Source organism: Bacillus sp. OTU2372, from assembly GCF_038440275.1.
Classification (GTDB): domain Bacteria; phylum Bacillota; class Bacilli; order Bacillales; family Cytobacillaceae; genus Neobacillus; species Neobacillus bataviensis_B.
Genome location: NZ_JASATK010000002.1, coordinates 501,389 through 524,844 on the forward strand (window position 1 = coordinate 501,389; position 23,456 = coordinate 524,844).

At 39.5% G+C, this 23,456-nt stretch carries 17 protein-coding genes and 1 riboswitch; of the genes, 7 read left to right on the forward strand and 10 right to left on the reverse strand.

Annotation, left to right across the window (positions count from 1 at the left end; genetic code table 11):
• The first annotated feature begins 872 nt into the window (after positions 1-872).
• A complete protein-coding gene (locus AAHB15_RS07340; protein WP_342042085.1) occupies positions 873-3,131 on the forward strand; it encodes a beta-glucosidase family protein in 2,259 nt (752 codons plus the stop codon).
• Positions 3,132-3,491: 360 nt separating this feature from the next.
• On the opposite strand, the gene AAHB15_RS07345 is transcribed toward AAHB15_RS07340, so the two are convergent.
• On the reverse strand, positions 3,492-3,683 hold the full coding sequence (locus tag AAHB15_RS07345; protein ID WP_144563757.1) for a hypothetical protein: 192 nt from the start codon (positions 3,681-3,683) through the stop codon (positions 3,492-3,494).
• A 1,113-nt stretch (positions 3,684-4,796) separates the two neighbouring features.
• Between AAHB15_RS07345 and ahpC the strand changes: the two genes are divergently transcribed.
• Both ahpC and ahpF read left to right on the forward strand, forming a co-directional pair.
• Complete coding sequence (gene ahpC / locus AAHB15_RS07350) at positions 4,797-5,360, forward strand: alkyl hydroperoxide reductase subunit C (RefSeq protein ID WP_098527060.1); 564 nt, start codon at positions 4,797-4,799, stop codon at positions 5,358-5,360.
• Between the two features lie 236 nt (positions 5,361-5,596).
• Complete coding sequence (gene ahpF, locus AAHB15_RS07355) at positions 5,597-7,126, forward strand: alkyl hydroperoxide reductase subunit F (protein ID WP_342042086.1); 1,530 nt, start codon at positions 5,597-5,599, stop codon at positions 7,124-7,126.
• 155 nt (positions 7,127-7,281) lie between these two features.
• Here ahpF and AAHB15_RS07360 read toward each other — a convergent pair whose 3' ends face one another.
• The 5 genes from AAHB15_RS07360 to AAHB15_RS07380 form a co-directional block, all read right to left on the reverse strand.
• Positions 7,282-7,728 (reverse strand): YaiI/YqxD family protein, encoded by a 447-nt coding sequence (locus AAHB15_RS07360; protein ID WP_342042087.1) that lies wholly within the window; start codon positions 7,726-7,728, stop codon positions 7,282-7,284.
• A 141-nt stretch (positions 7,729-7,869) separates the two neighbouring features.
• On the reverse strand, positions 7,870-9,930 hold the full coding sequence (locus AAHB15_RS07365) for a beta-galactosidase (protein WP_342042088.1): 2,061 nt from the start codon (positions 9,928-9,930) through the stop codon (positions 7,870-7,872).
• A 78-nt stretch (positions 9,931-10,008) separates the two neighbouring features.
• Entirely contained in the window at positions 10,009-10,923 is a 915-nt protein-coding gene (locus AAHB15_RS07370) for a carbohydrate ABC transporter permease (RefSeq protein ID WP_342042089.1), read from the reverse strand.
• A complete protein-coding gene (locus AAHB15_RS07375) occupies positions 10,920-11,873 on the reverse strand; it encodes a carbohydrate ABC transporter permease (protein WP_342042090.1) in 954 nt (317 codons plus the stop codon). Before AAHB15_RS07375 ends, AAHB15_RS07370 begins: the two co-directional genes overlap by 4 nt.
• A gap of 68 nt (positions 11,874-11,941) precedes the next feature.
• Positions 11,942-13,414, reverse strand: coding sequence for an ABC transporter substrate-binding protein (locus AAHB15_RS07380; protein ID WP_342042091.1), 1,473 nt, complete (start codon positions 13,412-13,414; stop codon positions 11,942-11,944).
• Between the two features lie 297 nt (positions 13,415-13,711).
• On the opposite strand from AAHB15_RS07380, the gene AAHB15_RS07385 reads away from it, so the two are divergent.
• Complete coding sequence (locus AAHB15_RS07385) at positions 13,712-14,929, forward strand: glycerophosphodiester phosphodiesterase family protein (protein ID WP_342042092.1); 1,218 nt, start codon at positions 13,712-13,714, stop codon at positions 14,927-14,929.
• Positions 14,930-15,043: 114 nt separating this feature from the next.
• On the opposite strand, the gene AAHB15_RS07390 is transcribed toward AAHB15_RS07385, so the two are convergent.
• From AAHB15_RS07390 to AAHB15_RS07400, 3 genes are all read right to left on the reverse strand, one after another.
• Positions 15,044-16,237 carry an NAD(P)-dependent malic enzyme gene (locus AAHB15_RS07390; protein WP_342042093.1) on the reverse strand — a complete coding sequence of 398 codons (1,194 nt, stop codon included), beginning with the start codon at positions 16,235-16,237 and terminating at the stop codon, positions 15,044-15,046.
• 249 nt (positions 16,238-16,486) lie between these two features.
• Positions 16,487-17,677, reverse strand: coding sequence for an FAD-dependent monooxygenase (locus AAHB15_RS07395; protein ID WP_342042094.1), 1,191 nt, complete (start codon positions 17,675-17,677; stop codon positions 16,487-16,489).
• Positions 17,678-17,728: 51 nt separating this feature from the next.
• Positions 17,729-17,983 carry a YciI family protein gene (locus AAHB15_RS07400; RefSeq protein ID WP_342042095.1) on the reverse strand — a complete coding sequence of 85 codons (255 nt, stop codon included), beginning with the start codon at positions 17,981-17,983 and terminating at the stop codon, positions 17,729-17,731.
• 209 nt (positions 17,984-18,192) lie between these two features.
• Between AAHB15_RS07400 and AAHB15_RS07405 the strand changes: the two genes are divergently transcribed.
• Positions 18,193-18,963: an IclR family transcriptional regulator gene (locus AAHB15_RS07405; RefSeq protein WP_342042096.1), complete on the forward strand. Its 771-nt coding sequence runs from the start codon at positions 18,193-18,195 to the stop codon at positions 18,961-18,963.
• 296 nt (positions 18,964-19,259) lie between these two features.
• Positions 19,260-20,612: an MFS transporter gene (locus AAHB15_RS07410; protein WP_342042097.1), complete on the forward strand. Its 1,353-nt coding sequence runs from the start codon at positions 19,260-19,262 to the stop codon at positions 20,610-20,612.
• 76 nt (positions 20,613-20,688) lie between these two features.
• Here AAHB15_RS07410 and AAHB15_RS07415 read toward each other — a convergent pair whose 3' ends face one another.
• A complete protein-coding gene (locus AAHB15_RS07415; protein ID WP_335574184.1) occupies positions 20,689-21,888 on the reverse strand; it encodes a phosphoglycerate dehydrogenase in 1,200 nt (399 codons plus the stop codon).
• A 145-nt stretch (positions 21,889-22,033) separates the two neighbouring features.
• A riboswitch (ZMP/ZTP riboswitch) is annotated at positions 22,034-22,112 on the reverse strand.
• Between the two features lie 535 nt (positions 22,113-22,647).
• Here AAHB15_RS07415 and AAHB15_RS07420 point away from each other — a divergent pair.
• Entirely contained in the window at positions 22,648-23,439 is a 792-nt protein-coding gene (locus tag AAHB15_RS07420) for a TRM11 family SAM-dependent methyltransferase (RefSeq protein WP_342042098.1), read from the forward strand.
• The last annotated feature ends 17 nt before the right edge of the window (positions 23,440-23,456 follow it).

A 23,456-nucleotide genomic window follows, 5' to 3' on the forward strand; every position in this document is an offset into this window, starting at 1 on the left:
TAAATCTTGAACTGTTAACTTTTTTTCGTATACCTGATTAAATCGATATAAGACAAATTCCTTCCATTTCCTTTGGCTGCCATTAATATTTTGCTGACCATTAACATAGTAGGCTAGTACCTCTTCTTTTAGTTTGTCCCTTTTATTATCATTAGCTCTTTCTACAGGTGTGGTATTAGAAGTCGGATTCTCTTTCCCCTAGATATTAGACATCTCTTCAATAATTCTTTGGTGTTTTACATTGTCTTTGCGAGCAGTTCATTGATTTCATCTACTAGTGTTTTATTAGATATTTCCTTCCTACTCATCGAAGGTTTATAGGAGTTAGAAAAACTCTTATATTCCTCGGCCATTTTGCAAATGAATTTATCACTAAAGTTGCTCGGGGGAGGAGTAGAGGAAGATAGTTTATAATGTGATGCCGAAATTGTAAAACAAAAGGGAAATGGATACCTCCAGTTCCTTTTTCACACTTCTAATTTATTCATGTTTATAATGCTTTACCTAGATGCAACTTAATCGCAAGGTGATATCGTTAACGGGGATAAAAAGGGGGGTGAAGCCTAAAAAAAGAAGCATGAGAAACGTCCCCTTATTTCCGGTCAAAATGCATAAAGGTTTGATCTCTTCTAGCACCTCTTAAAAAATTTTACATAAGAAATATTTCCTATTACAAAATAACCATTTTTAATTTTTCCAATAAACAGATAAAAAGATTACAAGAAAACATAAAAATACCACAAATGCATTCTTCAGATGTTTCATTATAATGAGGTTGACAACAATTTGATAGCGTTTTCAAATTAGTGTAGTACGGAGGTGAAAAAGTAAGTAAAGAGAAGAATTAATTCAATTTAGGGGAGGTTGGTAAGGTGATTAAAGTAGGAAAAAAATTCAAGAAACTTGTGTGGTCTACACTTTTATCGAGTGTAGCTGTCGCAGCCATAGCGGGCGGAGCAGTTTCTGCACAGCCAACACAGGCGAACGCTGAACAGGCCGCTGTTTCAACCCAGCAGCCTTGGATGGATACGTCGCTTTCGCCTGAAAAACGAACAGAACTGCTTATCGATGCAATGACGCTAGACCAGAAAATCCAACAGCTAGCCGGGATGCGCGGAGTAATTCCGGAGTTGGTGGAATGCGGAAGCCCTGGCAGGCACATTCCTGGAATCTCTGAACTCGGGATCCCAACGTTTAGAATTACCAATGGTCCTGTAGGTCTAGGCGGCGGTGACTGCAGCCCGCAGGATAAGGCGACTGCATTACCTGTTGCAATTGGACTTGCAGCCAGTTTTGACCCCAGTCTTGCCTACGCTTTTGGAGACCTAATGGGTGGTGAGGCCCGCACGCTTGGGCTGCACGAACTCGAAGCACCAGGCATGAATCTTGCACGCCTGGGCGAGAACGGCCGCAATTTCGAATACATGGGTGAAGACCCTTATCTCGCTGGTGTTTTAGCCTCTAAAGAAATTAAGGGTATCCAAGATAATGATATTATTGCCATGTCGAAGCACTATGTACTTAATGATCAAGAGCAAAACCGTATGTCAGTGAACGTTAACATAGACGAAAATGTACTTCATGAGCTTTATCTGCTCCCATTTGAAATGTCAGTAAAGGATGGCAACGTTGGTTCAATTATGTGCTCCTACAATCGTGTAAGCGGAACCTATGCCTGTGAGAACGAGTATCTGTTGAATACCGTTTTGCGCGATCAGTGGGGATTCAAAGGGTACGTTCAATCTGACTTTGGTGCCACCCATTCGACTGCTCCGGCGCTTAACGCCGGATTGGATTTAGAAATGCAGAGTGCTAGATTCTTCACAAATGCTAACATTAAGGCCGCGCTTGCTGACGGCAGCTTAACTTTGGATACCGTTGACCAAGCTCTCAGTCGCCGGTATGTCCAAATGTTCAAATATGGAATTTTCGACCGTCCGATTGTACGCGGTACCATCGATGCAGAGACGAACGGTTCGAAAGCGCGCGATATTGCAGAACAGACAGCTGTATTGCTGAAGAATGAGGGTAACCTGCTTCCGCTCGACCCATCTGTTGATTCTATTGCCTTAATCGGTAAGTCGACCTATGTAGACGCTGCCGTTGCAGGTGGAGGCGGCAGTTCGCGGGTAAGTCCGCTATATACCGTTTCTCCTCTGCAGGGACTTCAGAACACTTTAGAAAAGATAGGTTCTGATGCAGCAATTACCAAGGTGACAGTAGCTGCAGACAATAGCAACCTTGACGAAGCTATAGCTGCAGCGAAGAATGCAGACGTAGTTATCCTAATGGCTGGAGTTGTAACCAGCGAGGGCCGTGACCGCCCAAGCTTGTCGCTGCCTGATAACCAGGATGATATGATATCTGCTGTTACTGAAGCAAACAAGAAAACGGCTCTCGTCCTTAAAGACGGAGACCCTGTGCTTATGCCATGGGTTAACAAAGTTCCATCTATCCTAGAAGCATGGAATCCAGGTCAAGAGGACGGTAATGTTGTCGCTAACTTGTTATTTGGGCTTGCCAATCCATCCGGAAAGCTTCCAGTGACCTATCCAGTTTCCAAAGCGGACACACCAACCAGCACTGAAGAGCGCTATCCAGGCGTTAATCAAGGTATACTCGATAGCACTGGAAAAGAAATCCCGCAAGTGTACTATTCTGAAGGACTTGAGATGGGATACCGATGGTACGATGCCAAAAACATCAAACCTCTTTTCGCATTTGGTCATGGTTTGTCTTATACAAACTTTAATATCTCTAAACTAGTTGTTACGCCGAAGACGACCGACGGGACTAAGAAAATTCAGGTATCCTTCTTTGTCGAAAATACCGGAAAAGCAGCTGGTGCGGAAGTACCGCAAGTATACTTAGGTCTGCCTAAAGTTGCGAACGAACCGCCTAAACGGCTTGTTGGATTTGAAAAAGTCTGGCTGAAACCAGGTGAAAAGAAACGTGTGACGATTACGATTGACCCAGCAGCAAGTAACCATCCGCTGTCCATCTGGGATTCTAATGCTGATACTTGGAAAACTTTAGATGGTGAGTACAAAGTGTACGTCGGCAACTCTTCTGACAACATTACTTTGACGGATTCAATCAACGTGCGGACCCCAGCTGGCCATAGTAAATAAGGTATTCCTTTTATTATGGTAGTGAAAAAAGGATTGTAAAATAGGGGTTGTCTAAACAGTAAAGAACTGGCGAAAAACATCTTGTTTTTCGCCAGCTTCTTTTTTGTTCAAAACCTAATAGCTACAACTTATCCATGAAACCTTCCATTGATTACAGTTTTTCCAAGTTTTCTAATTAAAGAAGAACTACTATTTTAACTCATTTTTTCCTACTTTTTTCTTTCCAGGTGTAAATCCAATTTTCCAGTCGGTTAAATATTATAGAAAAATTTTTCGTGAAGCTAGAGTTGCTCGGGGGAGGAGTAAAGGAAGAGAACCAATCGATCCTCTAACATGGGGTAAAAATTTGGAGTATTTATACTACTTCTTGGGTTGATCAAGAGCTTGGTAAGCTAATTGGTACTTTCCTCCATCAGCCACTTCTGAATGGTATAAAGCCTTGAGAGCATTGTTTTTTTCAAGACCGTGCTCTGCCTTCAACTCTTTTAAACGTGTATGCAATTCTTTATTATCCTTAATTAGCTGCTGCATTTGCGATTTCATATACTTCAAAATAATTACCTCCTTTCAGAACGCCAATCCGTTCCACAAGTATAGCATGGATAATCTTTATTTAAATAAATCTATATATTGCAAATCCTATGGATGAGAAACTTCACGATTGATATAAAACTCTCACCGCTCAAATATTTTTCCATATTTCACAAATATTTCATAAATAAACATTTTTCTCTTCCTTTAGGCTCTATACTTACGAGTAGTTAAAGCATATTCCCTCTCTTAACCTCATTTGTTATTTCCAACACCCTCAAAAAAATGAATGCAGGTTGATTTATGAAAAAAAGAAGTCAAACCAAGCCTCGTCCTACAGAAACCTAGCCCGAGGTTCGAATGCGGATACATCATTTCACCAATCCCAATGAACGTCAGGAATTTTTGAAGAATTTGGCGATTAGTTCTGAATTTGAGATGAGATACCGCGGTTTACTAGATTACTATGGAAAAGAGTTACCATACTTATTATATAAGGGGCCTTCCTTATAAATTAATTGAAATAGGAATGATCATGAGCGGCATTATTGGTAAAAAAAGCGCAGATCTAACTTGGAATTGGTTTCAAACGGATGGAATCTATCCTCAAAGAGGGAAAACCTACACTACAATCGAGAGGTAAGTAAGGTAAGGTAAGGTAAGGTAAGGCCATATCATTGTTTTGCTTTCGAAAAAATGGCTTATTCCATATCCCCCATTTAAAATTATTTTCTTCATTAAATGGTGAAATATTCCTTACTGATATAGGTTTATTCATTCTTAGGGGATATTTAATGTTATTTTGTGGAATAAGAATCAATGTGGAATACGAGGATACTCAAATGAGAATCTTATTAATGATAGTTCAAAGTAACAGACAAAAATCTAAATGAGAATTATAATGAATAATAGAGAATCTTATTGATTAATTAAATTTCATCACAATGAAATTTATTTGGTGATTCCACTATAGCAAACTTCATAAACATTCCTGTATTGCTATTACTAACAAAGTAAAGAAGTTGAGTCATTCTACTTGACAATACAATAAGTTGTATATGATAATACTTATTGAATTAGAATTATTATAGTTTACCAAAAACTATCAAATCATATCTAGGAGGAATTTTGATTATGTCATTAATCGGAAAAGAAGTACAAGCATTTACAGCACAAGCTTACCATAACGGTGATTTTATCACTGTATCTGAACAAAACTTCAAAGGTAAATGGAATGTTGTTTGCTTTTATCCAGCAGATTTCACATTCGTATGCCCTACTGAGTTAGAAGATCTTCAAAACCAATACGCAACATTAAAAGATCTTGGTGTAGAAGTTTACTCTGTATCAACAGATACTCATTTCACTCACAAAGCATGGCACGATCACTCACCAGCGATCAGCAAAATTGAATACATTATGGTTGGTGACCCTAATCAAAAGATTTCTCGCATCTTTGATGTATTAGATGAAGAAGAAGGTCTTGCACAGCGTGGTACTTTCATCATCGACCCAGACGGTAAAGTTCAAGCTATGGAAATCAATGCAGATGGCATCGGCCGTGACGCTAGCACGATCGTGAACAAGATTAAAGCAGCACAATATGTTCGTAACAATCCAGGTGAAGTTTGCCCAGCTAAATGGCAAGAAGGTGGAGAAACACTTAAGCCAAGCCTTGACCTTGTAGGTAAAATCTAAGCAGTACTTTTAACATTCTAAGGGAATTGGAAGCTTCCAATTCCCTTTTTCAGTACATAATGAAAACGACAATATTGAATCTTACAGCATCACTCTTCTTTTTAAGCCGAAAGTTATAGGTATTTTTCACTTGACTGATAATGAATTTTATATGATAATAATTATTGAATTAGAATTATTATTATTAACAGAATTATCAACTGACTCGCAGGAAAAATTAAAGGAGTGAGAGATTAATGATATTAGATAAAGATATAAAAGCACAGTTAGCCCAATATCTTCAATTGATGGAGGGCGATGTACTGCTTAAAGTCAGCGCAGCTTCCGATGACGTTTCTCGTGACACACTAGCTTTAGTAGACGAATTAGCTAACATGTCTTCCCACATTAAAGTAGAGAAGACTGAATTAGAAAGAACTCCAAGCTTTAGTGTGAACCGCATTGGTGAAGACACTGGGATCACTTTCGCAGGTGTTCCTCTTGGACACGAATTCACTTCATTGGTTTTAGCTCTGTTGCAGGTGAGTGGAAGAGCTCCTAAGGTGGATCAAAAGCTGATCGATCAAGTCAAAAATATCAAAGGCGAATATCATTTTGAGTCTTACATCAGCTTAACCTGCCACAACTGTCCAGATGTGGTACAAGCTCTAAACGTAATGAGCACTCTGAACCCTAACATTACACATACGATGATCGATGGTGGTGCGTTTAAGGAAGAGGTTGAAAGCAAAGGCATCATGGCCGTACCAACTGTATTCCTAAATGGAGAATCATTTGGCAGCGGCCGGATGACACTTGAGGAAATCCTCGCCAAGATGGGCAGTGGTTCAGATGCATCAGAGCTATCTGATAAGGAACCATTTGATGTACTTGTTATTGGGGGCGGCCCTGCTGGTGCAAGTGCAGCGATCTATGCGGCGCGTAAAGGAATTCGTACGGGTATTGTGGCAGAACGTTTTGGCGGCCAGATCATGGACACCCTGGGCATTGAGAACTTTATCGGTACGAAATATACAGAAGGCCCTAAACTTGCTGCAAGTCTTGAAGAGCATGTAAAAGAGTACAATGTCGATGTCATGAATTTACAGCGTGCGAAACGTTTAGAGAAAAAGGACCTTATTGCTGTCGAACTCGAAAACGGTGCGATTTTAAAAAGTAAAACAGTCATTCTTTCAACAGGTGCCCGTTGGCGTAATGTTGGTGTCCCTGGCGAAGCAGAGTTCAAGAACAAAGGTGTAGCCTACTGCCCTCATTGTGATGGTCCATTATTTGCCGGAAAAGACGTTGCTGTTATTGGCGGTGGTAATTCCGGTATTGAAGCAGCGATTGATCTTGCAGGTATAGTAAATCACGTAACTGTTCTTGAGTTTGCGCCAGAATTGAAAGCCGATTCTGTTCTTCAAGACCGTCTAAACAGCCTTCCTAACGTGACAGTTATTAAGAAAGCTCAAACAAAAGAAATTACTGGTACTGACAAGGTAAACGGCATTTCTTATATTGACCGTGAAACAGGAGCAGAGCATCACGTTGAATTGCAAGGTGTGTTTGTACAGATTGGTCTTGTACCAAATACGGATTGGTTAGAAGGAACACTTGAACGTACTCGCATGGGTGAGATTGTTGTCGATAATCATGGTGCAACAAGCATCCCTGGAGTGTTTGCTGCAGGAGACTGTACGAATAGTCCGTATAAGCAAATCATTATTTCGATGGGCTCTGGTGCTACCGCAGCATTAGGTGCGTTTGATTATCTGATTCGAAACTAATTCTACAAATATTATTACGTTACCACAAAAAGGGAATTGGATTCGTCCAATTCCCTTTTTTATTTCCTTTTACACAATCCACATCTACCTTTTACCTCTTCTTGTTAAATTTTTAAAATTTTTCTCTTCATTAATCGATAGATTACTTTTCTGCTTCATTCATAACGGGAGATAACTTGTTTAAAAAGTCTCCTAAATTGCTCCCGATCTTCTTCCGTTAAAGGCTTGGGCCCCTTTGTTCGCTTGCCGCTTTTTCGAGCCATTGCACTTAAATACCGTGTTTGTAATAATTGATCAATGTTTTCATTTGTATAGCTAAATCCTTTATGATGAAGGACTATACATTTTTTTGCTAATCCTAGCGATGCAAGACCATAATCTTGCGTCACAATAATATCTCCCGTTTCTGCTAATTTCATAATTCGGTAATCGGCAGCATCTGCACCAGAATCCACATAAATGGTTTCTACTCCTGATGGTTGTTCCACATTGGAAAAATGGGAAAAGCTTGTTACTAGGATCACAGGGATGTTTGCATTCCTTCCTTCAGCAATAATAATATCCTTTACCGGACAGGCATCTGCATCTACATAAACTTTCATCTGAATCTCTCCTGTAATGAAGTTCGAATTAATAGTGATACTATTGATTAATTGAGCTTTTGTCAAATGGTGTAAGCTTGGAAACCTCAATAATTCAACTTTTGTTTCCACAAAAAAAAAGCAAGAGAACCGTCCCCTTGCTTACCCTTCAAGTATCATAACCCCATAGCCTTCCATAGTTATGTTCCCATTAAGTGTTTGCCCTGTTAATTTTTCTTTTATAGGTTTTTTCAAGGTGATTTCTTTTGGATCTTTACTATAGTTTAGCAAATAAATTAGGGCCTTTTCAGTATCCATATGTTTTCGAATTGAGAGTTCAACATCTTCTGGAAGCTTTAGTAAATCTGAAGCAGGTGAATTAATCTGCATTCTATCTACCAGAAGATTTACGATCTCCTGGTTAAAAACAGCTCCGTAATAGTAGACATCACCATTCCCAAAAGTATTTTTTACAAGTGCAGGCTGTCCATCATAATACGCATTTTTATAAGTCCCCAGCACCTCGGTCTGATCTGATTCAACATGTAATATATCATTGAAAGATTCTGCTATAATTTCCTGATGTTCTTCTACACCTAGAATTGAGATTTTCGGTGGTGCCTCGTTAGGACCAATCATCGTAAAGTCATCGACGGTCACTCCACAAAGCTCCGCAACTGGCCCTGGCATTGGTGTTAAATAACAATGACCAGAATTATCCTTATAACCTGTCCTGCAGCCAAATACAATCTTGCCGCCTCTATTAACATAATCTTTTAGTAAGTTCGCCTTCTCCTCCGGCATAACAGCTGAATGAGGGTAAACAAGCAGCTTATATTTTAAAAGGTCCTCTACTGTGGAGCTTTTAGTTAGGAATAATGCATCAACAGGAATATGTCGTCGTTGAAGGACTTTAAACCAGGCCATCTCACTCTGTGAATTGAAAGGACCATACCACCGATCTAACTCCCCATCCCATTCATTGTCATAATCTTTAACAATCGCTACATCCGCTTGATATTTGGAGCCAACGATCTCCTCCCCGATCATTTCCAATTCTTTCCCCACTTGTTCAGCTTCTAAAACACGGCGATTTTTACGATTGTCGTAATTATGAATTCCATGCCAATAGATTTCAGTTCCAACGGCTGCTGTACGCCACCTAAAATAGAGCAGCATGTCAACACCGTGTGCAATAGATTGATAGGTCCATAACCTGAGCTGACCCGGCTTTGGAGCCGGCATATCCATCCGATTTACCCAGCCGCCAGGACCTGATTGCTGTTCCATAATACAAAAATTAGAAGAGATGCTTCGTGCTACACTTAAATTCCAGCTCCATTTTCGGTCTAACAATGGATTTGGTCCTTTGTCTGGATAGATTGAGCTAAACTGCGGATAAGAGTCGTAAGAAAAAAAATCAAGACATTCATCAGCCAGCTTATGACTATCCAAATGGCCAAAAAGTCCATTGGTCGTAATCCACTGATTTGGTGCAAGATTTCGAATAATATCCACCTGATTTTTAGCAAACGCGATCGCACTATCTGAGAAAAAGCGTTTCTCATCCAGTGCTTGGTGAGGATTAGGAGAATCACTCACCGTTGGCCGTGTCAAGTGAACCTGACTCCATTCTGTATAGCTCTGATTCCAAAAAACCGTTCCCCAGCGTTGATTTAACTCAGTCAACGATCCGTATTTATTTTTTACCCAGCTTCGAAATGCCTGATGGTCGGCCTCAGAATAAAACACATTCATTTCGCAGTTAAGTTCATTATCAATTTGCCATCCTATTACAGCTGGATGATCTTTATAATGTTCAGCCATTTTCGTTGCAATTCTGGCACAGAGTTCTAGATATATAGGTGCGTTATAATTGTAATGACGGCGCTGACCATGTTGATATGGAACTCCCTCCTGAGAGACATTCAGTACTTCAGGGTACTTACTTGTTAACCATGCTGGGGGTGTGGCCGTGGGAGTTCCAAGAATCACTTTTAACCCGAAACTGTGCGCTAAATCTATCACTCTATCGAAGAAATCAAATGAAAATTCTCCTTCTTTTGGTTCAAAAATGGACCAGGCAAATTCAGCTAACCTAACCACAGAGAACTCCATTTCTTTCATTCTCTGAAAATCCTTCTCCCATAAGCTTTCTGGCCAATGTTCGGGATAATAGCAAGCTCCTAGAGCAAATGTATTTGATTTAAGTGCTTTATCCATTGGTTCTAACCTCTCAATTCATATTTACAATGTAAAGTTTTAACCTTTCAAATGAAACTAAAATCACGCTTATTAAAATTAGGATTTAACCCCTCCCATAGCAATCCCTGAAACAATATGTTTCCTGAGGATTGGAAACATGATCAACATTGGCAAAATGGAGAGGAAGGAACCAATTAAAATTAACGGATATAATGGTTGCCCTGTGCCTGCCGCATTTAAGTTTGCCGTCCAGATTTGTAAACCTACCGTTAAAGGGTAAAGGCTTGTTTTATTTAATAGAACTAATGGTAAGAAAAAGTTATTCCAAGACCCTATGAAAGTGATTAAAAAGAGTGTCACTAGACCTGGACGAATAATTGGAAGGGCAATTCGAAAAAAGATCCCGTAGTCGCTTGCCCCATCGACTCTCCCAGAGTCAATCAGTTCATTTGGCATGGATTCCTTGATAAAGACCATCATGAAATAGACACCGAATGGATTTACAATCATTGGTAATAGGACGCCAGCGTAAGTATTGATAAGACCTAGCGATTTAATCATCAAAAAGACAGGTATAGCAAGTGCAGCTCCTGGAATCATTAATGAACCTAAAACGGCAACAGTTAAGAAATTTTTCCCCTTAAACACATATTTTGCTAGAGAGTAACCTGCCATCGAACTTACAAAAGTTCCCAAGAGGCCCGCGCCTACAGCATAGATAACTGAGTTTAAAACCCAGCGCCAAAACATCCCATCTTGATAAGAATTTAACCATTTTAGATTAGCCATAAGGCTTAAATGCTCAGGGAAGGCGAGCATCGATGTAGTAAATAATTGATTCGTACTTTTGGTCATCGCGACTAGCAGCCAATAAAGAGGAAATAAAAAGTAAGCAGCCATTACAATCATCAGAATCATAGAGAGTGAAGTGGATATTCTTTCTTTTTTCGATTTGCTATGATTCTCCCGTTGAAGATTAGTTGTTGTAAATGAATTCGATTTTAGGCTCATATAGTCTTCTCTCCTTCTCCTGTATAGGATATTGTCGATGAACTCACCGTTGTATGACTAATGATTTTATTTCTAACTTTCTTCTTCTTAGCTGTTGTTCGTTCAGAAGTGGCATACATAAACAATAAGGAGGCAATAAAAGTAATCAGAACCAAGGTAATGGATAGAGTTGCAGAGTAGGTGAAATTTCCATAGGCAAACGCCATATTATAGATATCCATATTTGGTGTAAAAGTAGCCGGAATACTTGTCAGAGAAGAAAGCACATATGGTTCATTAAATAATTGGAGTGAACCAATTATCGATAAAACGGTGGTCATGACGATAACCTGCTTCAGGAGCGGAAGTTTTATATGCCATGCTGTTTGGAACTCATTACAGCCATCAATCTTTGCAGCATCGTACAGTTCGATCGGGATAGAAGTGAGACTTGCAAAATAGATGGTCATATTATATCCAGTCCATGCCCATGTAGCCATGTTCATAATCCCATACAAAACGGTTCCTGAATCCAATAAATTAAGCGGCTTTCCGCCTGTAAAGATACCAAAAATACTTAAAATAGGATTTAGGTCTGGGGAATACAGAAACCCCCACATAATCGCGGCGATGACACCTGGTACGGCATATGGCAAGAAATAAATAACTCGAAATAAAGCTTTGTTTTTAACATAGCGACTATCTAAAAAGAGAGCCAAAACTAAAGCCAAAACTAGCATAATCGTAACTTGAACCACCCCATAGTAGGCAACACGGTAAACGGCATACCAAAAGCTTTTGTCCTCCCACGCCGTAAGATAGTTTGTCAGTCCAACAAACTTATAATCCCCTTGGATATTAACGAACAAGCTCAATATGAGCGAATAAACAAAAGGAAAAACAAAGAATAGAGCAAATAAGATCAGAAAAGGTGTAAGAAATATATAGGGAACACGTCGAATCTTTAACATTACCATCCCTCGCGTTTCTGCATTTTTTTAATTGATTTCTCTTACCATTACCTGTTATGATTACTTTCTTAAATTTCTATTTCTAAGGATGATTGTCTTCTCTTTAAGAACCAAATAATAAGGGCAATAACGATTAAGATAATGACAACCGGTAAGGCAGGCGTATTAAGAGCGGCTAAAGGTTGTTTAGTTGAGCTTTCTGCACCCTTCGAAACGACTTTATACCCCGCTGATTTTGCAAAAACAGTCACTTCATTTTGCAAATTATCAAGCGCTTGATCCCATGTTTGTTCTCCACCAGCTGCTTTAGTAAATTCGATCGTCATTTGGTTGTACACGTAATCCGTCCATGGGCTCCATTGGTAGGAGGTATCAACAGATGCGGCTGCTTTCGCATAGATTGGACCAGAAATTTGATTTTTAAGAGCTGGATTAGGCGCATTCATCTCAGATTGCTGGATGCCATATTTATTTCCTGGCACCTGGCCCCGGCCGCCCTTAGTCGTGTCAGTAACATCGAGCTTTTCAGCTGCAGCACTTGTATTGATCCAAGCCGCAAAAAGCGCTGCCGCTTCAGGATATTTCGATTGTGTGGTTACGGCATTGGTTGATCCGCCCCAGTTACCGTCAACAAATTCCCCATTTGCCTCCCATTGAGGAATATCAGCTGCATTCCAGTTATCGGTTCCCTTCTTCACATACGGTTGGATCATGTAGGTTGGCGACCAAGCGGCACCCGATACTGAAGCATACAATCCCTTACCAATGTTGCTTTGCCATTGTGGATTCCAATCATTTGTTGCATGGACAACCCCTTTTTTAATTAAATCCCCCCAAAAATTTATCACTTTCTTTGCTTCAGGACTATTTAAATTAATCTCCCAGCCCTTAGATGTTTTCGTGAATGGTCTGGCGCCGGCCTGCCACAATAATCCCGTAATAAATCCGCCGTCGTTTACTGGGAAGTAAGACATATACATATCCGGATTCTGCTTGTGTAACTTTTCGGCTTCTGTTGTAAATTCATCCCAAGTTTTGGGAACTGCTAAATTATATTTTTCAAATATGTCTGGCCGATAAAGTAAAGCCAATGGCCCGATATCCTCTGGAATGGCGTAAATTTTGCTGCCTTGTTTTACCTGATTCCATGTCCAAGGTTGAAAGTAGGATTCGTATTGTTTTACATATTTTGAAATGTCCAAAATTCCACCTGTATCCACAAACTTAGGGATGTACTGGTACTCAATCTGTACAACATCCGGGGCCCCAGCTCCTGCTTTAATAGCAGTGGTTAATTTGTTGTACTCCGCGTTTCCACTTCCGATTAGCGGGTGATCCACTTTAATGTTCGGATACTCTTTGTTAAAGGCTGCAATAACTTTGTCGGGATTTGCAGTCCACGTCCACCAGGTGATGGTTGCATTTTTCGTGTACTTTGGGTAAGTTGGTTGTTGAACTGCCTCCGCAAAACTGGTTGTTGTGGTTGTGAGAAAGAAAATACAAAGAACAAGCAATGTTACTATAACTCTTCTTTTTTTCATAAACATCCACCTCACTTTTAGTATTAAAATACTGAAAATTTTTAATAGTTTAAATATAATTTTGTATGTAAACGCTGTCAATAATAGTTTTTACCTATAGAAACGCGCTGTTTTCCTTACTTTCCACTGAAACTTTCTATCTGATACACGACCCTTGTCCTAATAATGCATGCTTTTATAGGGTAAGATACTATTCCTGATACTTAGCTCTTATAGGTATTTTTTCATGGAAAATAATTCTATTTTTATTGTCTTATTATAAAAACAGTCACTGTTTTGGCAGGAGTTGAATTAGTAATGAAGAAAAGCTTACTTGCCGGTCTTGTTTGTCTGTCTATCACAGCCGCTCCCTATTCCGGTTGGGCACAGTCACTTCAAAACACAGAAATTAAATATAGACAAATGACCTTACGTCCAATAACCACGGATGTAATGGTTATTGCTCATCGCGGGGCTTCTGCCTACGGACCGGAAAATACACTGGCAGCCTATAAGCAGGCGATAATGCTGAAGGCGGATTATGTAGAGATTGATTTGCAAATGACCAAGGACGGCCAGTTGATTGCCATGCATGATGAGACACTGTCGAGAACAACCAATGCCAAGGAACTTTTTCCTAATCGCGCACCATGGCGGGTAAAGGATTTTACACTTGAAGAGATCAGTCGTCTAGATGCTGGCTCCTGGTTTAATAGGACTTATCCGGAACAAGCAAAAACGGAATACATCAGACAACGTGTTCCAACGCTTGTGGAAGTAATTGATTGTGTGAAAAAGTATGGAAACGGAAAGGTCGGTCTTTATATCGAAACGAAAGCACCAAGTGCTTATCCAGGAATGGAAGAGAAAGTAATTGAAATCTTAAACAAAGCCAATGTCCTCAATGACCGGAAGCTTTTCCTTGAATCCTTCAGTGAACAGAGCCTTCGTACATTGAAAAACTTTGCCCCACATATAAAACTGATTCAACTTTATAAAAGAGGTATGCTGGCCGGCAAAAATGTGTACCAAGAATTCAAGCGAATCTCGGAATATGCAGTTGGAATAGGTCCTACTAAGGGGCTTGTTGGCCGGAGGTTAATAAAGGCCGCTCATCAGAATTATCTTCTGGTCCATCCGTGGACCGTCAATTCTCAGAGGGATATGGCAGCCCTGCTTGCACTTGGAGTGGATGGTCAATTCACCAATAATACTGACCAGCTTGTGGATTTACTGGAGAAGCCGTTTATATCACACGGAGTTTCCAACGGGGAGGTAACGAACACATCAGCTATTTTATGGGCCCGAACCAATGGAGACGCACGAGTTCAATTTGAAATTTCAACTGATAGCCAATTTAAAAACCAAACCATTGTCAAAATGGGGCAAGCGGATAATGAGCATGACTTTATCGTAAGTGTAGAATTTATCGGATTAAAACCTGATACAAAATACTATTACCGAGTCCATGCGATCTCCAGCAAATATACGGTTACCGGTTCATTTCAAACAGCTCCCGAGGAAAACCGTAACTAAACAAAGGGACGGTTCTATTGCTTTTAGAGCAGGAGAACCGTCCTAGATTTTGAAGAATTGGGCTTAAATTTCATGAATATATTAATATAAAAAGCCACCAAAACTATTTATTTACTAAATCAATACGCTCATTCTTCTTGAAACGCCTGTTTTCATTGCCGTGGAAGCAACGGCGTCTGCTACATGTGCTGCTACTCTCTGGTCAAAAGGATTTGGGATGACATAATCAGCATTCAGTTCTTCCTCTAAAATTAAACCGGCAATCGCATGGACAGCCGCAATCTTCATTTCCTCATTGATTTCCTTTGCTCGAACATCTAATGCACCGCGGAAAATCCCCGGAAACGCTAAAACATTATTGATCTGATTTGGATAGTCCGACCGTCCTGTACCTACTACCAATGCTCCTGCTTGTTTTGCTTCTTCAGGCATAATCTCAGGTACTGGGTTGGCCATGGCAAAAATAATCGGATCACGCTTCATAGTACGAACCATTTCTTTTGTTACGGCACCTGCTGCTGAAACTCCCACAAACACGTCAGCACCAACAAGAGCATCGGCCAAGATTCCTTGTTTTTGTTCTTTGTTTGTAACCTCTGCCATTTCCTTTTTGAATTCATTCATTCCAAAAGGCCGCCCCTTATAGATGATTCCTTGTGTATCACATAGAATTACATCTTTTACTCCCATCCGAAGCAAAAGCTTTACAATCGCCACTCCTGCTGCACCAGAACCGTTTACCACGACACGAATATCTTTTAGCTTCTTGTTTGCTAGTTTCAGAGCATTGATTAAACCAGCAGCTGTTACAATAGCCGTACCATGCTGGTCATCATGGAAAACAGGGATATCACAAACTTTCTGCAGTTGAGCTTCGATTTCAAAGCATTGAGGTGCAGCAATATCTTCTAAGTTTATTCCTCCAAAGGTAGGCTCCAATAATTTGACCGCTTCCACAATTTCTTTTGTATCAGTAGTATCTAAACAAATAGGGAACGCATCTACATTCGCAAATGATTTGAATAACACGGCCTTCCCTTCCATTACCGGCATAGCAGCCTTAGGACCGATATTTCCAAGACCAAGTACAGCTGTTCCGTTGGATACAACCGCAACGAGATTCCCCTTCATTGTGTAATCATATACCTTACTCTCATCCTCATAAATATCCAGACAAGGTTCTGCAACACCGGGAGAGTATGCTAAACTTAAATCTTTTGCATTTTGTAGTGGAACCTTAGAAGTTACCGCAAGCTTTCCTTGATGTTCTCTATGCATCTGTAATGCTTCATCTCGTAAAACTGACATATTCTCCAAATCTCCCTCTGTTATAAGAAAAGCGCAAGCGCCTTGGTCAGCCCCGACAAGCATAAGACGAGCCGGCCGAAAGGTTGCTTTTTAACCTTTTGGACGGATTGGCTTATGACCTCGAGGGGCTAGGCGCTGGAGCTAGACAATTCTCAAAGTTATAAACTTTTATACTTTCTTATCTAATAAAAAAGGGGCACCTTTCCTAATCCGATGATGCCCCTTACTTATCTTCCATTGTGACAGCAATCAAATCTTAGCAGGAATTTTTTTATATCCATATAACCAGTCAATCATTTCAAATTCCTTAGCTTCCTTATTCTCTAAAAGAGTATTACGGAGCAAAATGGAAACCGGATTTTCAGCGTGGATTATCTCTCCCCAAGTACGTGCCGATTTTTGCACCTTTGCTGAACGCGGAATTCTTTCTTCTTGATAGGCTGTGAATGCTTTTTCAAAGTTATCCCCATAAACCTTAAGCATATCAGCTAAATAAGAAGCATCTTCTAACGCTTGGCACCCACCCTGTGCCAAATATTGAAGCATTGGATGTGCAGCATCACCAAGCAGAGTGAAATTCCCTTTTGTCCAATTCTCAATTGGCTCACGGTCATACATTGGCCAGCGGATTTGGCGTTGTATGAACGATAAAGCATTTTCAACAAGAGGGTGACACCCTTCAAATACTCGATCCATTTCTTCAGGAGTTCCCCAGTCATTAGATTCTTCCTTATAATTAAGGCTTTTAAAAACAACAACTTGGTTATATAATTCTCCCCTGCGCACAGGATACTGAACGACATGAAGGTTCGGACCGATCCACATAATTACATCATCCATATTTGCTCCGGAACTAATTTCAGAAATAGGAATCGTGCCCCGATATGCTACATATTGGGAACAAATTGGCCGATCATCGGAAAAATACTTACGAGTTTTTGACCAGAGACCATCTGCTCCAATAACCGCTTTTCCTGTAAATTGTTCACCCCTTTGATTTATAACCGTTACACCGGCTGGAGTTTCTTCAACTGTTTCAATAACCTGGTCATTAATTAGGCTGATAAGCGGATTCTTTTCACAAGCCTCGAATAATACTCGATGTAAATCTGAACGATGCAATACAATGTAAGGAAAACCATATTTCTCCTTAAATTCTTCCCCTAAATCTAAGACCGATAATTCCCTTGCTGTGTAAACATCTTTTAATACAAGTCGTTGTGGAAAAACAGCATACTTTGTGATTTCATCAGCAAGCCCAAATCGGTCAAGGACTGCCATAGCATTAGGTCCCATCTGAATCCCTGCCCCAATCTCTCCAAACTGAGGTGCTTGTTCGAATACCACTGTTTTCTGACCTGCCTCTGCTGCTGCAAGTGCAGCCCCTAATCCACCAATTCCGCCGCCAATCACAAGTACTGCTTTTTCTAAATTAGTCATTATTCCATCCCCCATTTTTAAATTTAAAGTCTATTCTTTTAAAAAATACCGCTAAACCGCATTCCATTCTTTCACTTTGTAAACGGATTCATTTTCATGATTCATTGGGTCATTTTTCACAACCATTCTTGCTTCCTCTAAAGATTTCGCTTGCAACACATATGCTCCTCCGGTTTGGTCTTCAAATCCACCCGCAGTAATTAGTGTTTGAACTTCCCTCAAATTCTGTAAAAATTCACGATGGTCTTGAATGAAATTGCCTGTGAAAGAAGGTTTTCTTTCAATCAATACCAAATATTTCTTCATTCCATCACCTCAGATAAACATTTTCTTTTGATTTATCGAAATAGATAACTCTTTTCTCTATTTATATAATAGATTAAATTTTATAATGTTGTCAATATTATCAAAAAAAAATGTATTCAGAAATCTAGATATTAACTTTGGTAGTGGGATATGGGTAAACTGCTATGCTAAGATAAGAATAAGAGAGGGTTTCTTATAGGAGGTTCACGATGGAAGGCTTAAAAAAAGGAACAACCATTCAATCATTACAAGTAGGAATGGGGATTGTAGATTTAATTGCCAAACAAGGAAAGCCGTTAAAATTTACAGATATTCACGATTTAACAAAGGTTACAAAAAGTAATTTGTATAAATATTTAAATACCTTTACTCAATTAGGGATCCTTTATCGTTACAAAGATTCCGGAGAATATGTTCTGGGAAGCAGGTTGATTGAATACGGAATGTCTGCAGTAGATCAAGAAAATGTTATTGACCGAATTACACCATATCTGCAAGAAATTAATGTGAAATGTTCGAGTACCGTTCTTTTTTCCAGCTGGACTCATAATGGTCCTATGGTCGTTAAAGAAATTAACACAAACCGAGGGTTTAATATTGGAGCTCAGAAAGGAACACTTCTTCCCATTCATTCTTCAACAGGGAAATTGTTTAGGGCCTTTATGGATGAGCAGCTGATTCGTGAATGGAAGGAGAAAGAATTCATCCAGCTTCCTCAAGAAAGGGTCATAGAACTTGAAGAAGAACGCAGATTCATTCTGGAGAGAAAAATTGCCTTTGCAAGGGAACCCCTAGTTTCATCTGTATCCTCCATTTCTTTCCCTGTATTTAACTTCAAAGAGAAACTCCTAGGAGCAGTAACGATTGTAGGCTTTTCCGAGTCAATACCTCAAAATGAAGAAGATGAACTAAGTCATTATTTGATTGAAATTAGCAAAGAGATATCAACTGGATTTGGCTATCGGGCTACTGTAGATTAGAACGATTTTTAGAGACTGCAAACAAAAAAGCGGGGAAAACCTCGCTTTTTTAATTTAATAATTAAATTAATAGAACCAAAACTCCATTCACTTGCTTGCGCTAATTTGCAGAAAACTATTAATATTTAATTTTTTTATATTGAAATTTAGTGATTCTCTGTTTATAATCTCTAAATAGATAACAATATTCACTATTTCTATAGTGTAGGTGATGTTTAATAAGCAAAGTGACAAAAGTAAATGCATTTTCGTAAGCGTTATCATTGATTTTCAGGTAAAAATGAGGGGGAGATTATTTGGCAGCCATTAATACAGCAGAGGTTATTGCTAAAAGTAAATTTAACCGTTTTCATCTAGGCTTACTTTTATGGAGTTTCTTTATTATTTCATTTGATGGATATGATTTGGTGGTATATGGGACCGTAGTACCAACCCTAATTGAAAAATGGCACCTCTCTCCTGTCGAAGCAGGTGCTATTGGAACATATGGATTATTTGGGATGATGTTCGGTGCTATACTCTTCGGAACACTAGCAGATCGTATTGGAAGGAAAAGCGTTATTAGTATTACGTTAATTCTGTTTAGTTTATTTACATTCTTATGCGGCTTTGCAAATACACCTACTGTTTTCTCAACCTTACGCTTTTTTGCAGGATTAGGACTGGGAGGAATTATGCCGAATGTCATCGCATTGTTGACCGATTATGCACCAAAAACAATGAGAAGTATGGTCGTCTCCATTGTGCTGTGCGGCTATTCGGTCGGAGGAATCCTTGCTCCATTATTAGGAATTCTTTTAATGCCTAATTTCGGCTGGCAATCCATCTTTTGGTTTGCAGGTCTGCCTCTATTACTTTTGCCGTTTATCCATAAGCAATTACCGGAAACGGCTAGCTATTTGATCCGAAAAGGGAAAAAGGAAGAATTACTTTCCACTCTCGTAAGGCTAAATCCAGAATTAAGTTATAATCAAAATGACGAATTTGTAGAAATCAAATCAAAAGAGTCTGACTTTCCAGTTATTGGTCTATTTAAAAATAAGAGGGTATTAAGTACCCTTATGTTTTGGACTGCCTTTTTCAGCTGCTTGTTGATGGTTTACGGTTTAAATACTTGGCTTCCAAAGTTAATGATTGAAGCAGGATATGGACTAAATTCAAGTTTAGCCTTCTTAATTGCCCTTCAAGGCGGTGCCATTATAGGAACGCTGATAATCGGACGGCTTTGTGATAAATACGGTTCCAAAAGGATGCTTGTCCCAATGTATGCTTCAGGTGCAGTTGCGTTGACCATCCTGGGATTTGGAGGAAGTTCCTTTTTGATTTACCTCTTAGTAGCGATCGCAGGTGCTGCGACAATTGGTGCACAAAATATTGTACAGGCCTATGTATCCCAGTACTATCCCCCATCCGTCAGATCCACTGCCTTAGGGATGGCATCTGGCATCGGCAGAATTGGCGGTATGCTTGGACCACTATTAGGAGGATTCCTCTTATCGATTTCTTTACCTATACACATGAATTTCATTGCATTTGCCATTCCAGGATTAATAGCGGCATTAGCCCTTGCATTAGTGCCAGCGAAGAATGCCCACATCCATGAAAGCAATACCACTTCAGAATCTGTTATGAAAGTCACCAATCTATAATGAATAAAGCACAGGGACGGTTCTAATGCTTCATTGAGCAGGAGAACCGTCCCTGTGCTTCTTTTATTTTGAATGATTAGATAACACGTGCTGTAACGATTCCTTCGATTTGGCTTATTTTCTCTACCAATCCAGGAATGATTTCGCCGTTTACTTCATCTTCAATGTCAATCATCGTATAGGCAAATCCGTTGCGGCTTCTATTTACCATGTCAGCGATGTTCAGATTATAGCTAGAAATAGCTGAAGTGATCTGCCCAACCATATTTGGAATGTTTTTGTGGAAAGCTGCGACACGACGTTTTCCTGTGTAAGGAAGCTCAGCGTTTGGAAAGTTGACTGAGTTTTTAATGTTTCCTGTTTCTAAAAATTCCTTCACCTGACGAGCTGCCATAATTGCACAGTTTTCCTCTGATTCCGCTGTTGAAGCGCCAAGATGAGGAATGGAAATCGTATTTTTCATTTTTAATACAGTTTCATTCGGGAAGTCTGTAATATACCTGCCAACGGTCCCTTCTTCAAGTGCTACCGCCATATCCACTTCATTTACTAATTCACCACGGGAGAAGTTCAAAATATGAACACCAGGCTTCATAATGCTAAATGTATTTTGATTAAACATCCCTTTTGTATCATTGGTTAAAGGCACGTGAACAGTAATATAATCTGACTCAGCGAACAACTGTTCAATTGTCATAGCCCGCTGTACATTACGAGACAAGTTCCATGCTGTATCAACAGAAATGAACGGGTCAAACCCGATTACATCCATATCTAAATCAAGGGCATCATTTGCTACAAGCGCACCGATTGCACCTAAACCGATAATCCCGAGCGTCTTTCCTTTAATTTCTTTCCCTACGAATTGTTTTTTACCTGCTTCGACAAGCTTTGGTACCTGATCTCCTTCGCCTACTAAGGTCTTTGTCCAAGCCACACCTGCAAAAAGGTTTCGAGAAGAAGAAATCAATGAGGTTAATACCATCTCTTTTACGGCATTCGCATTCGCACCAGGTGTATTAAAAACAACAATTCCTTGGTCCGTACATTTGTCGACGGGAATATTATTGACACCAGCTCCAGCACGTGCAATTGCTTTTAAGTTATCGCTAAAATCAAGTGAATGCATATTAAAACTACGAACAACAATAGCATCAGGATTTTCACTGTCATTATCAATTGAAAAATTCCCCTTATTGAATACCTTTAACCCGCTTTCTGCGATATTATTTAATGTTTTAATTGTTTTCACGTTGTCTATAACTAGTGTGCTCATCTTGTATACCTCGCTTTAGATATGATAGTTTTTAATTTCCTCAATAATCCTACATCAAGCAAAACTACTATAGTTACTTTCTACAAAATTATGGAAGATCGCCTCCTAATATATAGAAAGAGGTAAGGGATCCTTCTTCTTCCCTTACCTCTGCCCAGGCGAACGGCTTCGACACTATGTGCTCCCTCACGGTTATCCGTGTTTCGCCAGTTACACATAGCCTTTTAAATTTATTTGTATTTTAACAAATATTCGAATACTTTTCAATTGAAAAATAATGTCTATTTTGTTTACCAATATGCACCATTTAATATATTGGGCTTGAGTTATTCTATTTATTTTTTAACATATCAAAAACTTGCTCACATCTTTATCTCCAGGGTCCTGATAAATTCACAATCAGCACATCATCTGCTGTTGGAGTTTCCACTGGTTCTACTCCCATAAAGTGGATATCTTTCACTTAACAGTTATTTTTAATTATGCTCCGTTTCTTGATATAATAAATCAGTTAATAATTTTGATGATTATTATTACTGTTTTTCAGATTACTCTTGAGGTGAAGATGAAATAGATATATTACTAAATAAACAAAAATTGGATGTTAACCAAGGACTAACGACTTATATATACACGTACGCCTTTTCTGAAGATGAGCGCTCATTGTGTGCTCTGGAAATGCGATCTTTTTTCGGTGATGTATCTCAATCAAACGTTTTGGAATCCTTCGTAAAAATTGATCCGACGCGAAGTCCGTTTATGAAAGAACGAATTAGTGTGATATATGAAGCGCAAAGCCTTGAGGATCTGTACAAGCAGGTAGAAACTTTACAAATGAACGGGGTAACTTTTAAAGTTATATATGTAAAAAATAGGGATCTGCTAAAAAATAAACAAGACGAATTCGAGAAACGGCGTGAAATTGAACGGAAAATCGGGTTACACATTAAGGGTAAAGCAGATCTTCGTCATCCAGATCGATTATTTGGAGTCATGCATGTAAACGAAAAATGGGTATTCGGTGAGTATGTAAAAAGTGAGTCGGTTTGGTTTAGACACCAACAGAAGCCAAATGGTTATTCCACCGCACTCAACACACGTGTTGCTAGAGCGGTAGTCAATATCGCCATCCCAAATCCAAACGGAATTAAGGCAATCGATCCATGCTGTGGAATTGGCACCGTCCTCGTCGAAGCCCGATCAATGGGAATTGATATGGTGGGAAGCGACCGAAATCAGCTGATTATCCCAGGAGCACGAGAAAATATGATACACTTTGGTCTAACTGGAGAAATAAACCTAGCAGATATGCGTGAAATCACCAACCATTATGATGTAGCCATTATTGATTTGCCTTATAATTTGTGTTCGGTGATAACCCCTGAAGAACAGCTGGAAATGCTTCAGAGTGCACGAAGTTTTGCAAATAAAGTAGTCGTGGTCACCGTTGAACCCGTCGATGGACTCCTAATAAAAGCAGGTTTTTCGATTATTGATCGAGCTGTTGCTAAAAAAGGGGTATTTATTCGAGAAGTGGTTATTTGTAATTGATTGAGCTCTATTTAAAG

Excerpts from the sequence above, each read along its gene's own strand:
- AAHB15_RS07375 (WP_342042090.1), bottom strand. The coding sequence starts at position 11,873 with ATGTTAAAGATTCGACGTGTTCCCTATATATTTCTTACACCTTTTCTG.
- AAHB15_RS07405 (WP_342042096.1), top strand. The coding sequence starts at position 18,193 with ATGGAAGGCTTAAAAAAAGGAACAACCATTCAATCATTACAAGTAGGA.
- ahpF (WP_342042086.1), top strand. The coding sequence starts at position 5,597 with ATGATATTAGATAAAGATATAAAAGCACAGTTAGCCCAATATCTTCAA.
- AAHB15_RS07385 (WP_342042092.1), top strand. The coding sequence starts at position 13,712 with ATGAAGAAAAGCTTACTTGCCGGTCTTGTTTGTCTGTCTATCACAGCC.
- AAHB15_RS07420 (WP_342042098.1), top strand. The coding sequence starts at position 22,648 with ATGAAAGAACGAATTAGTGTGATATATGAAGCGCAAAGCCTTGAGGAT.
- AAHB15_RS07400 (WP_342042095.1), bottom strand. The coding sequence starts at position 17,983 with ATGAAGAAATATTTGGTATTGATTGAAAGAAAACCTTCTTTCACAGGC.
- ahpC (WP_098527060.1), top strand. The coding sequence starts at position 4,797 with ATGTCATTAATCGGAAAAGAAGTACAAGCATTTACAGCACAAGCTTAC.
- AAHB15_RS07395 (WP_342042094.1), bottom strand. The coding sequence starts at position 17,677 with ATGACTAATTTAGAAAAAGCAGTACTTGTGATTGGCGGCGGAATTGGT.
- AAHB15_RS07370 (WP_342042089.1), bottom strand. The coding sequence starts at position 10,923 with ATGAGCCTAAAATCGAATTCATTTACAACAACTAATCTTCAACGGGAG.
- AAHB15_RS07415 (WP_335574184.1), bottom strand. The coding sequence starts at position 21,888 with ATGAGCACACTAGTTATAGACAACGTGAAAACAATTAAAACATTAAAT.
- AAHB15_RS07390 (WP_342042093.1), bottom strand. The coding sequence starts at position 16,237 with ATGTCAGTTTTACGAGATGAAGCATTACAGATGCATAGAGAACATCAA.
- AAHB15_RS07365 (WP_342042088.1), bottom strand. The coding sequence starts at position 9,930 with ATGGATAAAGCACTTAAATCAAATACATTTGCTCTAGGAGCTTGCTAT.
- AAHB15_RS07360 (WP_342042087.1), bottom strand. The coding sequence starts at position 7,728 with ATGAAAGTTTATGTAGATGCAGATGCCTGTCCGGTAAAGGATATTATT.
- AAHB15_RS07380 (WP_342042091.1), bottom strand. The coding sequence starts at position 13,414 with ATGAAAAAAAGAAGAGTTATAGTAACATTGCTTGTTCTTTGTATTTTC.